Raw genomic sequence first — 17,967 nt, 5'->3', positions numbered from 1 at the left:
GACTGCGCTAACGTGGCCGGCCTGTCGCCGCGAGACCGCCATGAGCCTGTTCCCGACCCAGATGCGCCCACTGCCCTACCGCAAACCCACCGAGGGACGCGACTACTGGGTGATCGACGACGCGCTGCCCGATGCCATCGCGGTGCGCGAGCGTTGCCTGGCGAAGACCGACTGGGAGTACGGCTTTCCTACCACCGGCGAAGTCTGGCCGGGCATGCGCGCGCTGCCGGCACTGCAGGTCGACGAACTGGCCTGTATCGAAGCGCACGTGCGCAAGGCCACCGGCGCAAAGAAGCTGTGGGTGGCCGAAACCGAGGCCGGGCAGAAACTCAACCACAACTGCGTGCAGGTGGTGGGCGCGGTCGAGGGAGCGGTCAAACCGCACACCGATTCGCTCAGCCTCTGCCGTTACGCGGCCGTGCTGTACCTCAACCCCACGGTGCCGGACAGCTGCGGCACCAGCTTCTTCCGCCAGCGCATGCCCAACGGCCAGCTCGGCGGAAACATGGTGCCGCCGCCGTATCGCAATCTCGTCGACGCCCTGGGCAATCGCTTCGTGCAACCGAACGCCTTTGCCGAAGACGTGCGCGTGGCACACCGGTTCAACCGCCTGCTGGTCTACAAGGCCAACATCATCCACAGCGCCAGCGCGTACTGGGGCCTGGAGGACATGGCGAGCAAGCGTATGACGGCCGTGTTCTTCTGGATGGCGTAGGCGTCCGCCGAACCGGAGCCTTCGAGGCTCAAGGCGAGCCCCAGCCCCCTCACCCCGACCCTCTCCCCGGATGGGAGAGGGAGCGGATCGCGCTAGATGAGTTTGATCTCGCGCAGGCGTTGCATCAGGTACTCATGCGAGGTCAGCGACGTGTCGTAGCGGCTGGGATTGTCCGGCGTGACGCACTCCGGCAGCGGATCGAGCACCACGTCGGGATTCGGATGCAGGAAGAACGGCACCGAATAGCGCGGCTTGCGCGCGTTCTCGTTCTGCGGATTGACCACGCGGTGCGAGGTCGACGGATACACGTGGTTGGTGAGGCGCTGCAGCATGTCGCCGATGTTCACCACGATCGCATCGCCCTCGGTGGTGATCGGCAGCCACTGGCCCTCGCTCAGTACTTCCAGGCCCTCGGCGCTGGCGCCGACCAGCAGGGTGATGAAGTTGATGTCCTCGTGGGCGCCGGCGCGCACGTTGGGAATGTTCGCCTCGGTGATCGGCGGGTAGTGGATCGGCCGCAGGATCGAGTTGCCCTGGTCGGTCTTGTCCCCGAAGTAGTGCTCGGGCAGGCCGATGTGGAGAGCAAGCCCGCGCAGCACGCGGGTACCGAGCTGGTCCAGCGCCTCGTACAGGCCATAGCCGCAGGGCTTGAACTGCGGCACTTCCTCCGGCCACAGGTTGGGTGGCATCACGTCGGCGAACTTCGAGTCGCGCGGAATCTCGCGGCCGACGTGCCAGAACTCCTTGAGGTCCGGGAAGCGGCTGTCCTTGGCCGTTTCCACCTTGAACGGGGTGTAGCCGCGCGCGCCGCCGGAGCCGGGCACGTGGTACTTCATCTTGGTCTCGGCCGGCAGCGCGAAGAACTGCTCGAAGGCCTGGTAGGCACCATCGATCAGTTCGCGCGGGATGCCGTGCCCGCTGATGCAGCAGAAGCCGAACTGGCGATAGGCGGCGCCCAGTTCGGCAACGAAGGCGTCGCGGTCGGTGTCGTAGCGGCGGATGTCGAGCGTGGGGACTTGCTTCATGGATTTTCCGTCATGTGCACATGCGCGGCGGATTTTACGGCGTCGGCCAGCCAGCCGGCCAACTGCTGCACTTCGCCCGCATCGGCACCCTCGATGGTGACGCGCACCAACGGCTCGGTGCCCGAGGCACGCAACACCACGCGCCCCCGGCCCTGCAATGTGCGTTCGACCTCGGTCAGTGCGTGGCGCACGGTGCTGCTGGCCAGCGCTTCACGAGCCCCCTGGGCGCGCACGTTGACCATCACCTGCGGCAGCTTCTGCAGACCCCGGCGGGCCAGCGCCAGATCCTGGCCGGAGGCGGACAACGTCTCCAGCACGGCCAGCGCGGCGATGATGCCGTCGCCGGTGGTGGCGCGGTCCAGGCACAGGATGTGGCCGGAAGTTTCGCCGCCGAGCATGCCACCATGGGCCTTGAGCTGCTGCAGCACGTAGCGGTCGCCGACGTTGGCGCGGATCAGCGGCACTTCCAGTTCGGCCAGTGCCTGCTCCAGGCCGTAATTGCTCATCAGCGTGCCGACCACCGGACCGCGCAGGCAGCCGCGCGCGAACAGGCTGCGTGCGAGCACGTAGAGGATATCGTCGCCGTCGGCGATGGTGCCGTTGCGGTCGACCAGAATCACCCGATCACCGTCGCCGTCGAACGCGACGCCGATGTCGGCCCTGTGTGCCAGCACCGCCTGCTGCAAGGCCTGCGGATGGGTCGACCCCACCTCGCGGTTGATGTTGAAGCCGTCCGGGCGGTCGCCGATGGCGATGACGTCCGCGCCGAGCTCGGCGAACACCTTGGGCGCCACCTGGTAGGTCGCGCCATGCGCACAGTCGAGCACGATCTTCGTACCGCGCAGGGTGAACTCTTCCGGCACGGTCGCCTTGCAGTATTCGGCGTAGCGGGCCACCGCATCGGCCACGCGGGTGGCCTTGCCCAGCTGCTCCGAAGAGGCCGTCACGAACTCGGCATCCAGTTCCTCCTCGATCGCCTGTTCGATCTCGTCGGAGAATTTCTCGCCCTGCGCGGAGAAGAACTTGATGCCGTTGTCGGTATGCGGATTGTGCGAGGCGCTGATCACGATGCCGGCCGCCGCGCGCATCGAGCGCGTCAGGAAGGCGACGGCGGGCGTGGGCATCGGACCGAGCAGGCCCACGTCCACGCCAGCGGCCACCAGGCCGGCTTCCAGCGCCGATTCGAACATGTAGCCAGATACGCGCGTGTCCTTGCCGATCAGCACCAGCGGCTTGCGTTGCGAGTCGCGCGCCAGCACCGCGCCGGCCGCGCGGCCCAGGCGCAGCATGAAATCGGCGCTGATCGGCCATTGCCCGACCTGGCCGCGGATACCATCAGTGCCGAAGTATTTGCGTGTGCTCATCATCGATCCTTGCGGTGACGCCACGGGGCGGGCACCACCTGTGTAGCTCAGTCTTCGTCGGGCCAGCGTGGAGCCGGCGGACGCGTGTCACGACGAGGCGCCACGTCGCCTTCGCGTACTGCGCGCCACACTGCCAGCGCATCGACGGTGGCGGCGACATCGTGCACGCGGACCATGCGCGCGCCCCGCTGTACGGCGATCAGCGCCGCGGCAGCGGATCCGGCGGCGCGCGCTTCGCCGGCCGGGCGGCCGGTCAGCGTGCCGATCATCGACTTGCGCGAGAGCCCTACGTAGAGGCCCGCGCCCAGGTCGGCAAAGCGCTCCAGCGCGCGCAGCAGCGCCAGGTTGTGTTCCAGCGTCTTGCCGAAGCCGAAACCGGGGTCGACCAGCACTCGGCGCTTGTCGATGCCGCTCAGTTCGCAGGCGAACAGGCGGTCGGCGAGGAAACGGTGAACCTCGCCGACCACGTCGTCGTAGCACGGCTGTTCCTGCATGCTGCGTGGCTCGCCCTGCATGTGCATGAGGCACACCGGCACACACAGCTCGGCGACGGCCTCCAGCGCACCTTCGCGGCGCAACGCGTAGACGTCGTTCACCATGCCGGCGCCGGCGGCGACCGCGGCCCGCATCACCTCCGGCTTGGACGTGTCGACGGCGATCGGCAGCATCGTGCGCGCGGCCAGCTGTTCGACCACCGGGATCACGCGGCGCAGTTCTTCTTCCACCGGCACCTCGGAGGCGCCGGGTCGGGTCGACTCGCCGCCCACGTCGAGCATGTCGGCGCCCTGCTCCGCCATTGTCAGGCCGTGCGCCACGGCAACGCCGGCATCGGCGAAAGCGCCGCCGTCGGAAAACGAATCGGGCGTCACGTTGAGGATCCCGACCACGCGCGGGCGGTCGAGCACCAACCGGCGGCCGGCGCAATCGAGCACGGTGGCGAAGGGATCCTCGAACATCGGCAATCCTTAGTCCTGCCCGCCCAGTGCGCCCATGTGCAGGCGGTAGTAGCGCAGTTCGTCGATCGAATCGCGGATATCGGAAAGCGCCGTATGCGCCGATTCCTTGCTGAGGCCGCGTGCGATCGCCGGCGACCAGCGCCGCGAAAGCTCCTTGAGCGTGGACACGTCCAGGTTGCGATAGTGGAAATGCCGTTCCAGCCGCGGCATCTGCCGGTGCAGGAAACGCCTGTCCTGGCAGATGGAATTGCCGCACATCGGCGACTTGCCGGCCGGCGCCCAGGTCTTCAGGAATCCCAGCGTGGCCTGCTCGGCCTGGGCGTGGTCGGTGGTCGAATCGAGCACTTGCTGCCACAGGCCCGACTTGCTGTGCTGGTTGCGGTTCCAGCTGTCCATCGCTTCCAGCCGGTCGATCTCGTGGCGGATCGCGAAGACCGGCCCTTCGGCCAGCACGTTCAGATCCCTGTCGGTCACGATGGTGGCGATCTCGAGGATGGAATCGTTGTCCGTATCCAGACCGGTCATCTCCAGATCGATCCAGATCAGATTGTCGTCGTTCGCGTGGCTCATGCATCCTCCTTGGAGCGCGCAGTCTAGCGCAGGCGCCCGCCCGCGGCCGCCGGCCATGCGATGATCGACCCATGCAGACTTTTCTCTGGCATGACTACGAGACCTTCGGCGCGGACACGCGCCGCGACCGGCCGTCGCAGTTCGCGGGCATCCGCACCACCGCGGACTTGGAGATCGTCGGCGAGCCGGTGATGTTCTTCGCGCGTCCGCCGCGCGACATCGCGCCGGACCCGGACGCCTGCCTGATCACCGGCATCACGCCGCAACAGGCCGAGCGCGAGGGTGTGTCCGAAGCCGAATTCGCCGCCCGCGTACACGAGCAGCTGGCCGCGCCCGGTACCTGCGGCGTGGGCTACAACTCGCTGCGCTTCGACGACGAGTTCACCCGGCAACTGCTGTACCGCAACTTCTTCGAGCCGTACGGGCGCGAATGGGAGAACGGCAATTCGCGCTGGGACCTGATCGACCTGGTGCGCATGTGCCAGGCACTGCGGCCCGAGGGCATCGTCTGGCCGATGCGCGAGGACGGCACGCCCAGCTTCAAACTCGAACACCTGGCCGCAGCCAACCGTCTCAGGCAGGAGCGCGCACACGACGCGCTGTCGGACGTGTTCGCGTTGATCGACCTGGCGCGGTTGATCCGTGTGCGCCAGCCACGGCTTTGGGACTGGCATTTCGAGCTGCGCCGCAAGCAGAAGGTGTTCGGCCTGCTCGACGTGGCCGGCATGACGCCGATGGTGCACGTGTCCTCGCGCTACCCGGCCAGCCGGCATTGCCTGGCAGTGATCGCCCCGCTGGCGCCTCATCCGTCGCGCGCCGGCGAAGTGATCGTCTACGACCTGGATACCGATCCGGCGACCTGGCTCGAGCTGGACGAGGACGACATCGCCGACCGCATTTTCACTGCGCGGGCGGATCTGCCCGAGGGGATCGAGCGCATCCCGCTGCGTACCGTGCGAGCCAATCGGGCACCCGCACTGGCGCCGCTGTCCGTGCTGCGCGACGTGGACCACAACCGGCTCAAGCTCGACCTGGATCGTTGCCTGCGCCACCACGCCCTGCTGCGTGCCGCGGAGGATCTGGCGGACAAGCTGCGCCGCGTGTTCGCCCGTGCCGCCGAGGTGGCGTCGCCGGACGATCCGGAGCTCGCCCTCTATGGCGGTTTCCTGCCGGATGCCGACAAGCGCCTGCTGGCCGAGGTCCGCGCCACGCCGCCGGAGCAGTTGGGGCAACGGAGCTTTCCCTTCCGCGACCCGCGCTATCCGGAACTGCTGTTCCGCTACCGCGCCCGCAACTGGCCGCAGTCATTGGACACCGACGAGCAGGCCCGCTGGGACGCCTTCCGCCAGGCGCGCCTGACCCGCCCCACCCCGCTCACGGCGCGCACGCTGGACGATTACTTCGCACGCATCGCTGCCCTCCGGCAGGAGCGACCGGAGAAAACCGCGTTGCTCGACCAGCTCGAGGCCTGGGGCCATGAGCTGGCGCCCTCGCCGGTTCTCGCGCCGGGCTAGGGTTAGGCGCCTGCTTTTGGCAGGCCCCCGAATCCTGTAATCGCCGATAATGGGCGAATGCCCAACGCCTACTTCACTCCCGCCACCTTTCGTTTCCTGCGCTCGCTAGGCCGCAACAACAGCCGCGAGTGGTTCGCCGCGCACAAGGCCGACTACGAGCGCCACGTGCGCGAACCGTTCCTGGCGCTGATCGCCGACATGGCCGCGCCACTGGCGAAGCTCAGCCCGCACTACCGTGCCGACGCTCGCAGGAACGGCGGCTCGCTGTTCCGCATCCACCGCGACACGCGCTTCTCCAACAACAAGCTGCCCTACAAGACCTGGCAGGGCTCGCGGTTCTTCCACGCGCGCCGGCATGAAATCCCGGCGCCGTCCTTCTACCTGCACATCGAGCCGGGCGACTGCTTCGCCGGCGGCGGTATGTGGCATCCGGAGCCGGACACGCTGAAAAACATCCGCGGCTTCCTCGCCGACAACCCGGAAGCCTGGAAGCGCGCCACCCGGGGCAAGGTCTTCAGCGGGCGGATGAGCTTCTGGGGAGAGTCGCTGAGCCGGCCGCCGCGCGGCTTCGATCCGCAGCACGAGCTGATCGAGGATCTAAAGCGCAAGGACTTCGCCGCCGGCGAGAACTTCGGCGACGACTTCGCCTGCTCATCCGAGCTGTTGCCCTGGGCGATCGAAAGCTTCCGGTGCGTGGCGCCAATGATCGACTACCTCTGCGCCGCGCAAGAGCTGGAGTTCTAGCCAGGCCGAGACCGCCGCAGGGTGGGCCTCAGCCCACTGCCACCACTCCAACCGGCGGCTGAAGCCCGCCCTACGCGGCTTGCGCTCGCTGGCGCCGGAGCAGTACCAGCGCCACCGCCATCCCCATCAGCGCGGTCGCCCCGACGTAGTGCGCAGGCGCCAGTGCGCCGAAACGCCCCACCAGCAGCCCGATCAGGGGCGGCGTCAGTCCGCCGAACAGCGCGTAGGCCAGGTTGTACGAAGCCGACAAGCCGGAAAACCGCACGGCCGGTGGGAACGCCAGCACCATCAGCACCGGCACCACACCGGTCACGCCCACGGCAAAGCCGGTCAACGCATAAAGCGCGACGAAATGCGCGCCGCCGCCGGCCAGGTTCAGGTACAGCGCGTACCCGGCCGCAAGCAGTCCCGCCGCGCCGAACAGCAAGGTCCGCGCCGGACCGATCCGGTCGGACAAGGCCCCGTAGGCCAGGCAACCCACGGCCAGCGTGAACGAGGCCACGTTGCTGCCGAGGAACGCCCGTTTCGGTGCGACATGGAACGTCGATTGCACCAGCGCGGGCGTCATCAGGATCAGCACGACGATCGCCGCGGTGAGCATCCAGGTCACCAGCACGGACAACAGCACTGCCGGCCGGTGCCTTGCCGCCACCTGCGCCAGCGGCAGCCCGGCGACCAGTTCGCGCCGCGCATGCATCGCCTCGAACACCGGCGTTTCGCTGAGCCAGCGGCGCAGCCAGACCGCCAGGAAGCCGAACACGCCACCGATCAGGAACGGCAGCCGCCAGCCGTAGTCCAGCAGCGCCTGGGGCGAGAGCGAACGGTTGATACCGGCCGCCAACAGCGAGCCGAGCAGGATGCCCACGGTGAGCCCGGAGGTCAGGCTGGCACAGGCAATGCCGATCCGCCGCGGCGGTACGTGCTCGGCCACGAACACCCACGCCCCCGGCACCTCGCCACCCACCGCGATGCCCTGCACCACCCGCAACAGCAACAGCAGCAGCGGCGCCAGCATCCCCACCTGGGCATAAACCGGCAGCAAGCCGATGCCCAGCGTCGGCAGCGCCATCAGGAACACGCTCAGGGTGAACATCCGCTTGCGCCCGAGCTTGTCGCCGTAATGCGCCATCACGATGCCGCCCAGCGGCCGCGCGAGGTACCCGGCGGCGAAGATGCCGTACACCTTCACCTGTGCCAGCCACGGCACGCTCTCGTGCGGAAAGAACAGCTGGCTGAGCGGAATGGCGAAGAACACGAACACCACGAAATCGTAGAACTCCAGCGCGCCACCGAGCGCGGCCAGCGCCAGGGTGCGCAGGTCGGAGCCGTCCAACGGGCGGTCGGCCGCCATGGGCATCGTCGATGCGTTCATTGCCGCCCCCGCTCTCAGGAACGCCTGGGTTTGAGCAACATGCCCGCACCCAGGGCAACCAGCACCAGCGGCCACCAGGTCGCAAACAGCTCGCTCAGGTGCAGGTCGAATCCGAAATTGCGGAGCAGGAAGAGCACGCCAATGACGATAAGCAGGATGCCGGGCACGCTGGGGCGCATCGGTTCGTTCCGGAGGGCATGGAAGTGGCCACTGTGCGCAAGCCCGGGGCCGTCCGTCAACGACCCGCCCTCACGCCTGGGCAAAGGGAAACGCCAGCACGTCGGCGATCGCGTCGGTGCCGGCCAGGCACATCAGCAGGCGTTCCACGCCCAGCGCCACGCCCGCGCAGTCCGGCATGGCGTCAAGCACCGCCAGCAGCCGCTCGTCGATCGGCACCTCGCGCAGGCCGCGGGCCCGGCGCGTGCCGTTGTCACGCTCGAAGCGCACGCGCTGCTCGGCGGCGTCGTTGAGCTCGTGGTAACCGTTGGCCAGTTCGTGGGGGCCGAGATACAGCTCGAAACGTTCGGCGACCGGCGGATCCTCGTGCCGGATCCTGGCCAGCGCGCACTGGCTGGCCGGATAGTCGTGGACCACCGTGATCCGGTCGCGCGGGAACGTCGGCTGCAGGCGATGGGTGAGGAGCAGGTCCAGCCAGTCGTCGCGGGTCAGGCCTTGCGGGTCGATGTTCGACGCGGCCAGTGGCTGCTGCAGCACCTCGAGCGGTGCGGTCAGCGGATCGATACCCAGCGCATCGAGGAACAGGCCGCGGTAGCTCGCCACCCGCACCTCGGCCTGGCGATCGACCAGCGCCAGCGCTGCCTGCACCAGCGCCACGACCTCCCCTGCCAGTTCGCGGTGGTCCAAGCCGACCCGGTACCACTCGAGCATGGTGAATTCGGGGTTGTGCCGCCCGCCCGCTTCGCCATTGCGAAATACGCGGCCCAACTCGTAGCAGTCACCCACGCCGGCGGCGAGCAGGCGCTTGAGCGGATATTCCGGCGAGGTACGCATCCAGCGCTCGCGGACACCGGCATCGACGTGGCCGCTGAAGATGGTGGTGAAGCTTTCGATGTTCGGGTCGGTGTTGCCGGCGGCGGAAAGGATCGGCGTTTCAACCTCCAGCACCTGCCGCTCGGCGAGGAAGCCGCGGAGCAGGCGATAGAGGTTCGCGCGCAAGCGCAGCGATGCCGGCAGGCCAGGCTGGCTCATCGGTGCCAGGCGCCCCGATGCAGGACCACGCGGCCGCCTTCGGCATCGGTGAAAGTCCGTCCATGGGTCTCCCAGAACGGGTTGCCGTTGCGCACGACGGTGAAACCGGCGGCGAGCATCATCTCGCACCGGCGACTCCAGTCGTCGTGCTCGTCCACATAGAACACCAGCAATTGCTCCTCGTGCGGCACCGGAGGCGGCTCGCCCTTGCGGTCGTGGATGAACTCGAGGTGGTAGGGACCTTGCGGTTGGCCGAGGATGATGCCGTCGAAGCCGGCATGGTCGCGCCACTCGGAAAGCACCTGGAAGCCCAGCGCACGAACATACTGCCCGCCCACCACCTGGACGTCACGGCAAGCCCGGGCGACCCGCAGGACCGGCGGCTTCACGGTGCCGCTCCGTGTTCGGCCAGCAGGGCCAGCAGCTGCGGCTCGTCCCAGACCGGTACGCCCAGTTCCTGCGCTTTGTCCAGCTTGGATCCGGCGGCCTCGCCGGCCACCACGAACGTAGTCTTCTTCGACACCGAGCCTGCCACCTTGGCGCCCAGCGCTTCGAGCCGCTGCTTGGCTTCGTCGCGGCTCAGCGTGGGCAGCGTACCGGTGAGCACCACCGTCTGGCCTTCCAGCGGGGCGGCGCCCGCTTCGACCTGCGGCATGGCGGCGAGCAGGCGCCCGATCGCGGTCTCGGCTTCGCGCAGCGGTGTGGCGTTCGCTTCGTCGGCAAGGAAGGCTTCCAGGTTGGCGGCTGCAGCCTGCGGCAGGCCGGCGGTGATCCAGCGCGCGGGGCCGGCATCGATGAGGCGATCCAGCGTGGGGAAATGTTCCACCAGCTGGCGCGTCCGCTTGGGACCCAGGTCGCGCACGTTCGCGTAGTCGAGCAGTACCGCCAGGTCCAGCCTCTCGCGCAGGCGCGGTGATGGCGGCGCCTCGTCGGTGAAGGTGATGCCGGCGGCCAGCAGGGCATCCACCACGCGCTGGTTGCCCTCCTGCGCGAAGAAGCCGGCGATGGACGAGGCGACCTCCTCGCCGATGTCCGGCAACACCCGCAGCACGGCGGCCGGCATGCCGCGGACGATGTCCAGGCTGCCCAGCCAGGTGGCCAGCGTGCGCGCCGTGCTTTCGCCGATGTGCATGATGCCCAGCGCGAACAGGAAGCGCGGCAGCGTGGTGCGCCGGCTGGCGTCGATGCCCTCGACCAGGTTTTCCGCCCACTTGGTGGCGATCTTGCCGGCCTTGACCGTTTCCGGCGTGGTGCCTTCGCGTTCGTCGATGGCCTGTTTCATGGCCACCAGGCGCTCGACCGTCAGGGCATAGATGTCGGCCGGCGTGCGCACCATGTCCAGTTCCACCAGCGCATCGACCATGCGGATGCCCAGGCCCTCGATGTCCATCGCGCGGCGCGAGGCGAAATGGATCAGCGCCTCCTTGCGTTGCGCCGCGCAGACCAGTCCACCGCTGCAGCGCCAGGCCGCCTCGCCCTCCTCCCGCATCAGCGCCGAGCCGCATACCGGGCAATGCGCCGGCATCGTCCACGGGTGCGTGCCGTGCGGGCGCCGTTCGGCCTGCACGCGCACGACCTCGGGGATGACGTCGCCCGCGCGCCGCACGATCACCGTATCGCCCACGCGCACGTCCAGTCGCGCGATCTGGTCGGCGTTGTGCAGGGTCGCGTTGGTGACGGTGACGCCGCCCACCTGCACCGGCGTGAGGCGGGCCACCGGGGTGGCGGCACCGGTGCGGCCGATCTGGATCTCGATCGCCTCGACCTGCGTGCTCTGCTCCTGCGCCGGGAACTTGTGCGCGATGGCCCAGCGCGGCGCGCGCGAGACGAACCCCATCTCGCGCTGGCCTTCGTAGTCGTCCAGCTTGTAGACCACGCCATCGATGTCGTATGGCAGTTCGTTGCGCTTGGCGCCGATGCGCTTGTAGTAGGCAATCAGGCCCTCGAAACCGCGCGCCACGTCCGCCTCGGGCGACACCGGGAAGCCCCATTTGCGCAGTTTCGCCAGCGTCTGCGAGTGCGTCGCGGGCAGCTCGCCGCCCTCCACCACGCCCACCGCATAGGCAAAGAAACTCAGCCGTCGCTTGGCGGTGACCGCCGGATCGAGCTGGCGCAGCGAACCGGCCGCACCGTTGCGCGGATTGGCCAGTGGCTTCTCGCCGTGGGTGCGGGCGTACTCGTTGAACGTTTCGAAGTCCCTGCGCAGCATGATCACCTCGCCGCGCACCTCCAGCACGTCCGGCCAGCCGGTGCCGCGAAGCCTGAGCGGGATCGCCCTCACCGTGCGCAGGTTGGCGGTGACGTCCTCGCCGGTTTCGCCGTCGCCGCGCGTGGCGCCCTGCACGAACACGCCCTGCTCGTAGCGCAGGCTGATCGCCAGGCCATCCAGCTTGGGTTCCACCGAGAACACCGGCTGGCGCCGGTCCAGCGTCTGTTCCACCCGCCGCTCGAACTCGACGATCTCGCGGAAGCATTCGCGCTCGTTTTCCCCGTCCTGTTCGAAGGCGTTGCCCAGCGAAAGCATCGGCAGCGCGTGACGCACTTCGGCGAAGCCGCCCTGCGCGCGTGCGCCCACGCGGCGGGTAGGCGAATCGGGGCCGGCCAGTTCCGGGTGTGCGTCCTCAAGCGACTCCAGTTCCCGCATCAGTCGGTCGTATTCGGCGTCGGTGATGTCCGGATCGTCGAGTACGTGGTAACGGTAATTGGCCTGCTCGATACGCTCGCGCAGATCGGCGGCGCGCTCGTGGGGGGATGCGTGGGTCGGGTTCATGCGGGCGTCCTCATCACCGCAAGTTTAGCCTCGCATCCTGCCGACGGGCGTCGGGCCGTCGTGCACGGGAGCGCCTGGGCAGGCGCTCAGCGGTGCAGGTCGCCCGCGGCCTCCGGCTGGTAGTTGATCTCCACCACCCGCAGGCGGCGGGGCTGGCCGCCGGGCATCGGCCAGTCGATTTCCTGGCTGCAGGCGAGCCCCAGCAGGGCGCTGCCGACCGGAGCCAGGATCGACACGGTGCCGGGCTTGCCGGCCGCGCCTGGGTAGACCAGCGAAAGGGTGGTCCGCTCGCCGGTGCCTTCCTCGCCGAAGGTGACGGTGGAATTCATGGTGACCACGTCGGCCGGCATGTCATTGGGCTCGCGCACTTCCGCCCGTTCCAGTTCCGAGCGCAGCGGCGCGTGCTGCCGGGCCTCCGTGGCGGGGAGGCGGTCGAGCAGGTTCTCGATGCGTTCCACATCCAGGCGGGACAAGACGATGGTGGGCCGGCTCATTGGTTTTTCTCCATGGGAAAGGCGCCGGACATGCCGGCGCGCGCTTGCTCGGGGAGCGGATGCCTTTGCCGAAAGCGAAGCGAAGGCTCCAGACGGATCTGGCGGCGTCCGGATGAAAAGGCAAGCGTCCTGGACAGAAGCGGGGCACGCGCGCCATACGCTCCTCGACACACCTAGGGCAATGCGGCGCTTATCATGCGCGCCCATGCCGAACGATACCGTCACGCCCGCCCCTGCCCTCGATGTGGCAGCGCCGGCGGACGCGCCCTCGCGCGAACGCTTCCGCGGGCTGATCTGGCTGGTCTCGGCGGCGTTCTTCATGCAGGCGCTGGACTCGACCATCGTCAACACCGCCGTGCCGGCCATGGCCGGCGCGCTGGGCGTCACCCCGCTGGGCATGCGCAGCGCGCTGACCAGCTATGTGCTGACCCTGGCGATCCTGATTCCGGCCAGCCCGTGGCTGTGCGACCGTTTCGGCACGCGGCGGGTGTTCGGCGCGGCGATCGCCGTTTTCGGCCTGGGCTCGCTGTTCTGCGGCATCTCGCAGACGCTGCCGCAGCTGGTCGCCGCACGCGTGCTGCAGGGTGTCGGCGGCGCGGCGCTGATGCCGGTCGGCCGCTACGTACTGGTGCGCAGCATCGCCAAGCGCGAGTTCGTGGCGGTGATGAGCACGGTCGCGACGTTCGGCTTGCTCGGCTCGGTGCTGGGGCCGCTGATGGGCGGCGCGCTAGTGGAATTCACCTCGTGGCGGCTGATCTTTCTGATCAACGTGCCGGTGGGCATCGCCGGGATGTGGATGAACAGGCAGGACATGCCCGACTACCGGATGCGGCACGCCAACCGCTTCGATCTGCTTGGCTTCCTGCTGTTCGGCGCCGCCTCGGCGCTGCTGCTGACCGCCTCGGAACTGGTCGGCGCCGAGCACGTGGCGTGGGGGCGCATCGGCGAGTGCACCGCGCTGGCGCTGCTGGTCGGCGTGATCTACGTCTGGCACAGCCGGCGCACCGCGTTCCCGGTGGCCGACCTCTCGCTGCTGAAGGTCCGCAGCGTGTGGGTGGCGCTGGCCGGCAACCTGTTCACCCGACTGGGCATCTCCGGCATGTTCCTGTTGCTGGTGCTGTTCCTGCAGGTCGGCTGCGGCTGGTCGCCGCTGCTGGCCGGCCTGATGATGGTGCCGCAGGCGCTGGGCTCGATCAGCGCCAAGTGGCTGATCAACCGCGTGCTGGCGTGGCTGGGCTATCGCCGGCTGCTGATCTCCAACACGCTGATCGTGGCCGTGCTGCTGGCCTCTTTCGCCGCCTTCGGGCGGCATACGCCGATGTGGCTGATCGCGGTGATGGTGTTCCTCTACGGCAGCTTCGCCGGCCTCCAATACACTGCGATGAACACGCTGGTCTACCACGACCTGGACATCAAGCACGCCTCGATGGCCTCCTCGATGGCCTCCACCGCGCAATACCTGTCGATGAGTTTCGGCATCGCGCTGGCGACACTGTTGATGGAATCGCTGCTGCAGGGCCACGCGCATTCGGACTACGTGGCCGCGTTCCGCTGGACCGTGCTGATCCTGGCGGCGATCACCGCCTCGGCCAGCCGCGTGTTCGGCCGGCTCAAGGTCGACCGGCCGGTGCGGCAGGAGGCCGCGGCCTGATCCTGGCACTGCCGGAATGGGCAGCGCACGGGCGCCTGGCTGATAGGCTTGGCGGGCGTTCCCCGGGAAGCCATCGATGCGTTCGTTCCTCCTACTTGCCGCCCTGGCGTGCGGCTTTCCGGCCTCGGCCGCTGCAGCCGAGGCCGGCACGAACTTCCGTCTGACCGGCCACCCGGTCGGCACCCTGGCACTGGCCCTGTTCGTGCTCGCCTACGTCGCGGTGGTGCTGGAGGAACGCATCCGGATCGCCAAGTCCAAGCCGGTGATGCTTGCCGCCGCGCTGATCTGGGGCCTGATCGCGTGGCAGACCCGCGGCGGCAGCGGCGGATCCGCCGCCGCGAGCGATGCGTTCCAGGCAATGTTCCTCGAATACTCGGAGATCTTTTTCTTCCTGGTCGTGGCGATGACGTACGTCACCGCGATGGCCGAACGCAACGTCTTCGAAGCGTTGCGTGCGCAGCTCACGCAGCGCCGGCTGGGCTACCGGGCGCTGTTCTGGATCACCGGCACCCTTGCCTTCTGCATCTCGCCGGTGCTGGACAACCTCACCACGGCGCTGGTGATGTCGGCGGTGGTGATGGCGGTGGGCGGCGGGCAGCCTCGCTTCGCCACGCTGGCACTGATCAACCTGGTGGTGGCGGCCAATGCCGGCGGTGCGTGGAGCGCGTTCGGCGACATCACCACGCTGATGGTGTGGCAGGCACACAAGGCCGGGTTCTTCGACTTCTTCCGCCTGTTCATGCCGGCACTGGCGAACTGGCTGGTGCCGGCCGTCGCGATGCATTTCGCGCTGCCGAAGGGAGCGCCCGAATCGATTCCCGGCAAGGTGCGCGTCAGGCCCGGCGGCATCGGCATCTGCCTGACCTTCGCGCTGACCATCGCGATCACCGTGGTCGGCAAGCAATGGCTGGGCATGCCGGCCGCGTACGGCATGCTCACCGGCCTGGCATTGCTCAACCTGCTGGCCACGCGCATCGACCGCAGCCAGCGCCGCTATGCGCTGGCGCAGGGTGTCGAACAGGAGCCGTATTCGATCTTCCGCATCATCGCCAACGCGGAGTGGGACACGCTGCTGTTCTTCTATGGCGTGTTCGGCTGCGTCGGCGGGCTGGCCGCGCTGGGTTACCTGGAGCTTGCCTCGCATACGTTCTACGGTGCGCTCGGCCCGACGATCGCCAACACCGCCATGGGCGTGCTTTCGGCGGTGATCGACAACATCCCGATCATGTACGCGGTGCTGCAGATGAATCCGCCGATGGACCCGTCGCAATGGCTGCTGGTCACGCTCACGGCCGGCGTCGGCGGCAGCCTGCTTTCGGTTGGCTCGGCCGCCGGCGTGGCGCTGATGGGTGCCTCCGGCGGGCGCTATACCTTCATGCGGCACCTGCGCTGGAGCTGGGCGATCGCGCTGGGCTACCTGGCGAGCATCGCCCTGCACCTGGCCCTCAACGGCAACTGAGGGATCCTGGGCCTCCCGCTGCGCTGGCGCAGACCGGAGGCCGCTCGCGCACAACCGAAGGAAACCATGCATCACGCGAACGACATCCTGCTGAGCCTGTTCCTGGTCTTCGTCGCCGCGCAGGTCGGCGCCGAGGTCGCCCAGCGCCTCAGGCTCCCCGGCGTGGTCGGCGAGATCGCCGCCGGCTGCGCGATCGGCCCGTCCCTGCTCGGCTGGCTCCGGCCGGAACAGATCCTGCCTGGCACGCCGCTGGACGTGCTGGCCGAGATCGGCGTGGTGCTGCTGCTGTTCTCGGTCGGGCTGGAGACCCGGCTGGACGATCTGAAGAAGGTCGGCAAGGTGGCCTTTCTGGTCGGCGTCCTCGGCGTGCTGATTCCCTTCGCCATGGGCAGCGTATGGGCACACGGCAGCGGCTTCGCCTGGGGCAAGTCGATGTTCATCGCGGCCGCCTTCGTCGCCACCTCCGCGGGCATCACCGCGCGCGTGCTGCAGGAGCTGGGCGCACTGCAGCGGGTGGAGAGCAAGGTGATCCTCGGCGCGGCGGTGATCGACGACATTCTCGCCATGCTGCTGCTGGGCGTGGTGGTGTCACTCCAGGGCGGCGGGGGATTCGACCTGGCGAACCTGCTGGTGGTGCTGGGCAGTGCGGTCGGCTTCATCGCGCTGGTCGGGTTGGGCGGCGCGCGGGTGATGCGCTGGAACTCGACCTGGCTGGAGAAGCCGCACAGCGCGCATTCGCCGCTGGCGATCGTGCTGGCCATCTGCCTGGGCCTGGCCTGGTTGTCCACCCTGCTCGGCCTGGCCGCGATCATCGGCGCCTTCCTGGCCGGCATGATCGCCTCCGAAACCCGCCAGCAGCACACGCTTGAACAGCAGACGCAGCCGCTGCTGGCGCTGCTGACGCCGTTCTTCTTCGTCATCACCGGCAGCAAGATCGACCTGGCGCAGCTCGCCGGCGGCCAGGCCTTGCTGATGCTGGCGGTCGTCACCGCCATCGCCATCGTTTCCAAGCTCGCCGGCGGCTGGCTGGGCTCGCTGGCGCTGGGCCGGCGCAGCGCGGCCATCGTCGGCTTCGGCATGGTGCCGCGCGGCGAGGTCGGCGTGGTGGTCGCGAGCCTGGGCCTGGCCGCCGGCGTGTTCAGCGACCGCGTCTACGCGATCATCGTGGCGATGTCGCTGCTCACCGCGATGGTCACCCCGCCGATCCTGGCCTGGCTGCTCAGGCGCCATCCGGTCCAGCTGGAAACCTCCGTCGATTGACCATGGCTCCGAAAACCGGGGCCGGTCAGGCAGGCGTCGCCTTGACGCCCGATTGAAACCCGATCGGCCACATTCGCCTTCCCATCCGGCAGGAGGAGTCGCCATGAAAGCCACCCTCGTCCCCCTGGCAGCGGCCCTGGCGCTCGCCACCGCACCCATGGCCCAGGCGCAATCGAGCTACCCGCAGGGCGGCGTGCTGGTCCGCTCCGACGGCATCTACCTGCGCTGCGACCAGTGCGGCACCGTGCAGAGCATCGAGCATACGGTCACCCAGGGCAGCGGGCACGGCACCGCGGGGGCCGTCATCGGCGCCATCGCCGGCGGCGTGCTCGGCAACCAGGTCGGCAAGGGCAAGGGCCGCAAGCTCGCCACCGTCGGCGGCGCGGTCGGCGGCGGCTTTGCCGGCCACGCCATCGGCAACCGCAGCGGCAACGGCAACGACGCCTGGCTCGTCCACCTGAAGATGGGCAACGGCACGATCACGTCCGTGCAGGTCAACGACGCCACCGGCATCCGCGAGGGCGACATCGTGCAGGTGGATGCCAACGGCAACATCACGCGGGTGAGATAGCCTCCCCCCGGCCCGCGCGCCGATCAGCCTGCCCGCAGTTCGATGGCCGGATGGCGGCGCGCCAGCATCCGCTGCATGCGCCCGATATAGGCCTGTCGCAATCGCACCGCCCGCTCGGCGTCCGAGTCGTCCAGCTGCTCGGACCGCACGCGGTCGCGATGCTCGATCTCCAGCGCCAGCAAGCGATAGGCCAGCGCCATCCTCTTCTGGATCTGTTCCTCAGTGGCCATGGTGGTGCTCCCAGCGGCCCGCGGGGGACCCATGCTACGCCGTATTTGTGACAGGTGGCGGTC

General features: G+C 68.6%; 18 protein-coding genes. 7 read left to right on the top strand and 11 right to left on the bottom strand.

All coding sequences use genetic code 11. The features are described 5' to 3' along the window. Positions 1 to 40 precede the first annotated feature (40 nt). The gene (locus tag BMZ38_RS07050) at positions 41 to 715 is read left to right on the top strand and encodes a DUF6445 family protein (RefSeq protein WP_091335829.1); all 675 of its coding nucleotides are present in this window, start codon (positions 41 to 43) and stop codon (positions 713 to 715) included. 92 nt (positions 716 to 807) lie between these two features. On the opposite strand, the gene BMZ38_RS07045 is transcribed toward BMZ38_RS07050, so the two are convergent. From BMZ38_RS07045 to orn, 4 genes are read right to left on the bottom strand one after another with little or no spacing between them, the layout of a single operon-like run. Further along, positions 808 to 1,740, bottom strand: coding sequence for an isopenicillin N synthase family dioxygenase (locus BMZ38_RS07045; RefSeq protein ID WP_091335827.1), 933 nt, complete (start codon positions 1,738 to 1,740; stop codon positions 808 to 810). Next, positions 1,737 to 3,104 carry a phosphoglucosamine mutase gene (gene glmM / locus BMZ38_RS07040; RefSeq protein WP_091335825.1) on the bottom strand — a complete coding sequence of 456 codons (1,368 nt, stop codon included), beginning with the start codon at positions 3,102 to 3,104 and terminating at the stop codon, positions 1,737 to 1,739. Before glmM ends, BMZ38_RS07045 begins: the two co-directional genes overlap by 4 nt. Positions 3,105 to 3,151: 47 nt before the next feature. Continuing rightward, positions 3,152 to 4,060 (bottom strand): dihydropteroate synthase, encoded by a 909-nt coding sequence (folP, locus tag BMZ38_RS07035; protein ID WP_091335823.1) that lies wholly within the window; start codon positions 4,058 to 4,060, stop codon positions 3,152 to 3,154. A gap of 9 nt (positions 4,061 to 4,069) precedes the next feature. Continuing rightward, positions 4,070 to 4,630 carry an oligoribonuclease gene (gene orn, locus BMZ38_RS07030; protein WP_091335822.1) on the bottom strand — a complete coding sequence of 187 codons (561 nt, stop codon included), beginning with the start codon at positions 4,628 to 4,630 and terminating at the stop codon, positions 4,070 to 4,072. Between the two features lie 71 nt (positions 4,631 to 4,701). Here orn and sbcB point away from each other — a divergent pair, with 71 nt between their 5' ends. Then, positions 4,702 to 6,144: an exodeoxyribonuclease I gene (gene sbcB, locus BMZ38_RS07025; RefSeq protein ID WP_091335820.1), complete on the top strand. Its 1,443-nt coding sequence runs from the start codon at positions 4,702 to 4,704 to the stop codon at positions 6,142 to 6,144. Positions 6,145 to 6,201: 57 nt separating this feature from the next. After that, positions 6,202 to 6,888 (top strand): DUF2461 domain-containing protein, encoded by a 687-nt coding sequence (locus BMZ38_RS07020; RefSeq protein ID WP_091335818.1) that lies wholly within the window; start codon positions 6,202 to 6,204, stop codon positions 6,886 to 6,888. Between the two features lie 70 nt (positions 6,889 to 6,958). Here the strand turns inward: BMZ38_RS07020 and BMZ38_RS07015 are convergent, their stop codons facing one another. The 6 genes from BMZ38_RS07015 to rnk form a co-directional block, all read right to left on the bottom strand. Then, positions 6,959 to 8,260 (bottom strand): MFS transporter, encoded by a 1,302-nt coding sequence (locus BMZ38_RS07015; RefSeq protein ID WP_217638737.1) that lies wholly within the window; start codon positions 8,258 to 8,260, stop codon positions 6,959 to 6,961. A 14-nt stretch (positions 8,261 to 8,274) separates the two neighbouring features. Then, the gene (locus BMZ38_RS17735) at positions 8,275 to 8,439 is read right to left on the bottom strand and encodes a LiaI-LiaF-like domain-containing protein (RefSeq protein WP_175483724.1); all 165 of its coding nucleotides are present in this window, start codon (positions 8,437 to 8,439) and stop codon (positions 8,275 to 8,277) included. Positions 8,440 to 8,509: 70 nt separating this feature from the next. Beyond that, the gene (gene epmA, locus BMZ38_RS07010; protein WP_091335816.1) at positions 8,510 to 9,469 is read right to left on the bottom strand and encodes an EF-P lysine aminoacylase EpmA; all 960 of its coding nucleotides are present in this window, start codon (positions 9,467 to 9,469) and stop codon (positions 8,510 to 8,512) included. Next, positions 9,466 to 9,858: a VOC family protein gene (locus BMZ38_RS07005; protein ID WP_091335815.1), complete on the bottom strand. Its 393-nt coding sequence runs from the start codon at positions 9,856 to 9,858 to the stop codon at positions 9,466 to 9,468. Before BMZ38_RS07005 ends, epmA begins: the two co-directional genes overlap by 4 nt. Next, positions 9,855 to 12,239: an NAD-dependent DNA ligase LigA gene (gene ligA / locus BMZ38_RS07000; RefSeq protein WP_091335813.1), complete on the bottom strand. Its 2,385-nt coding sequence runs from the start codon at positions 12,237 to 12,239 to the stop codon at positions 9,855 to 9,857. The genes BMZ38_RS07005 and ligA overlap by 4 nt, the downstream gene beginning before the upstream one ends. A gap of 86 nt (positions 12,240 to 12,325) precedes the next feature. After that, the gene (gene rnk / locus BMZ38_RS06995; RefSeq protein ID WP_091335811.1) at positions 12,326 to 12,733 is read right to left on the bottom strand and encodes a nucleoside diphosphate kinase regulator; all 408 of its coding nucleotides are present in this window, start codon (positions 12,731 to 12,733) and stop codon (positions 12,326 to 12,328) included. A 205-nt stretch (positions 12,734 to 12,938) separates the two neighbouring features. Between rnk and BMZ38_RS06990 the strand changes: the two genes are divergently transcribed. The 4 genes from BMZ38_RS06990 to BMZ38_RS06975 all read left to right on the top strand — a co-directional run bounded on the left by BMZ38_RS06990 (position 12,939) and on the right by BMZ38_RS06975 (position 17,674). Then, the gene (locus tag BMZ38_RS06990; protein WP_091335809.1) at positions 12,939 to 14,384 is read left to right on the top strand and encodes an MFS transporter; all 1,446 of its coding nucleotides are present in this window, start codon (positions 12,939 to 12,941) and stop codon (positions 14,382 to 14,384) included. A 76-nt stretch (positions 14,385 to 14,460) separates the two neighbouring features. Further along, positions 14,461 to 15,843 carry a sodium:proton antiporter NhaD gene (gene nhaD / locus BMZ38_RS06985; protein ID WP_091335808.1) on the top strand — a complete coding sequence of 461 codons (1,383 nt, stop codon included), beginning with the start codon at positions 14,461 to 14,463 and terminating at the stop codon, positions 15,841 to 15,843. Positions 15,844 to 15,909: 66 nt separating this feature from the next. After that, the gene (locus BMZ38_RS06980) at positions 15,910 to 17,103 is read left to right on the top strand and encodes a cation:proton antiporter (protein WP_091335806.1); all 1,194 of its coding nucleotides are present in this window, start codon (positions 15,910 to 15,912) and stop codon (positions 17,101 to 17,103) included. A gap of 103 nt (positions 17,104 to 17,206) precedes the next feature. Next, a complete protein-coding gene (locus BMZ38_RS06975; protein WP_091335804.1) occupies positions 17,207 to 17,674 on the top strand; it encodes a glycine zipper 2TM domain-containing protein in 468 nt (155 codons plus the stop codon). A gap of 23 nt (positions 17,675 to 17,697) precedes the next feature. On the opposite strand, the gene BMZ38_RS06970 is transcribed toward BMZ38_RS06975, so the two are convergent. Further along, on the bottom strand, positions 17,698 to 17,904 hold the full coding sequence (locus BMZ38_RS06970; RefSeq protein ID WP_091335802.1) for a hypothetical protein: 207 nt from the start codon (positions 17,902 to 17,904) through the stop codon (positions 17,698 to 17,700). Positions 17,905 to 17,967 lie beyond the last annotated feature (63 nt).

Source organism: Frateuria terrea (assembly GCF_900115705.1).
In the GTDB taxonomy this organism is placed as follows: domain Bacteria; phylum Pseudomonadota; class Gammaproteobacteria; order Xanthomonadales; family Rhodanobacteraceae; genus Frateuria_A; species Frateuria_A terrea.
Note: the sequence above shows the minus strand (reverse complement) of the source record. Positions and strands in the feature narration are given on the sequence as shown.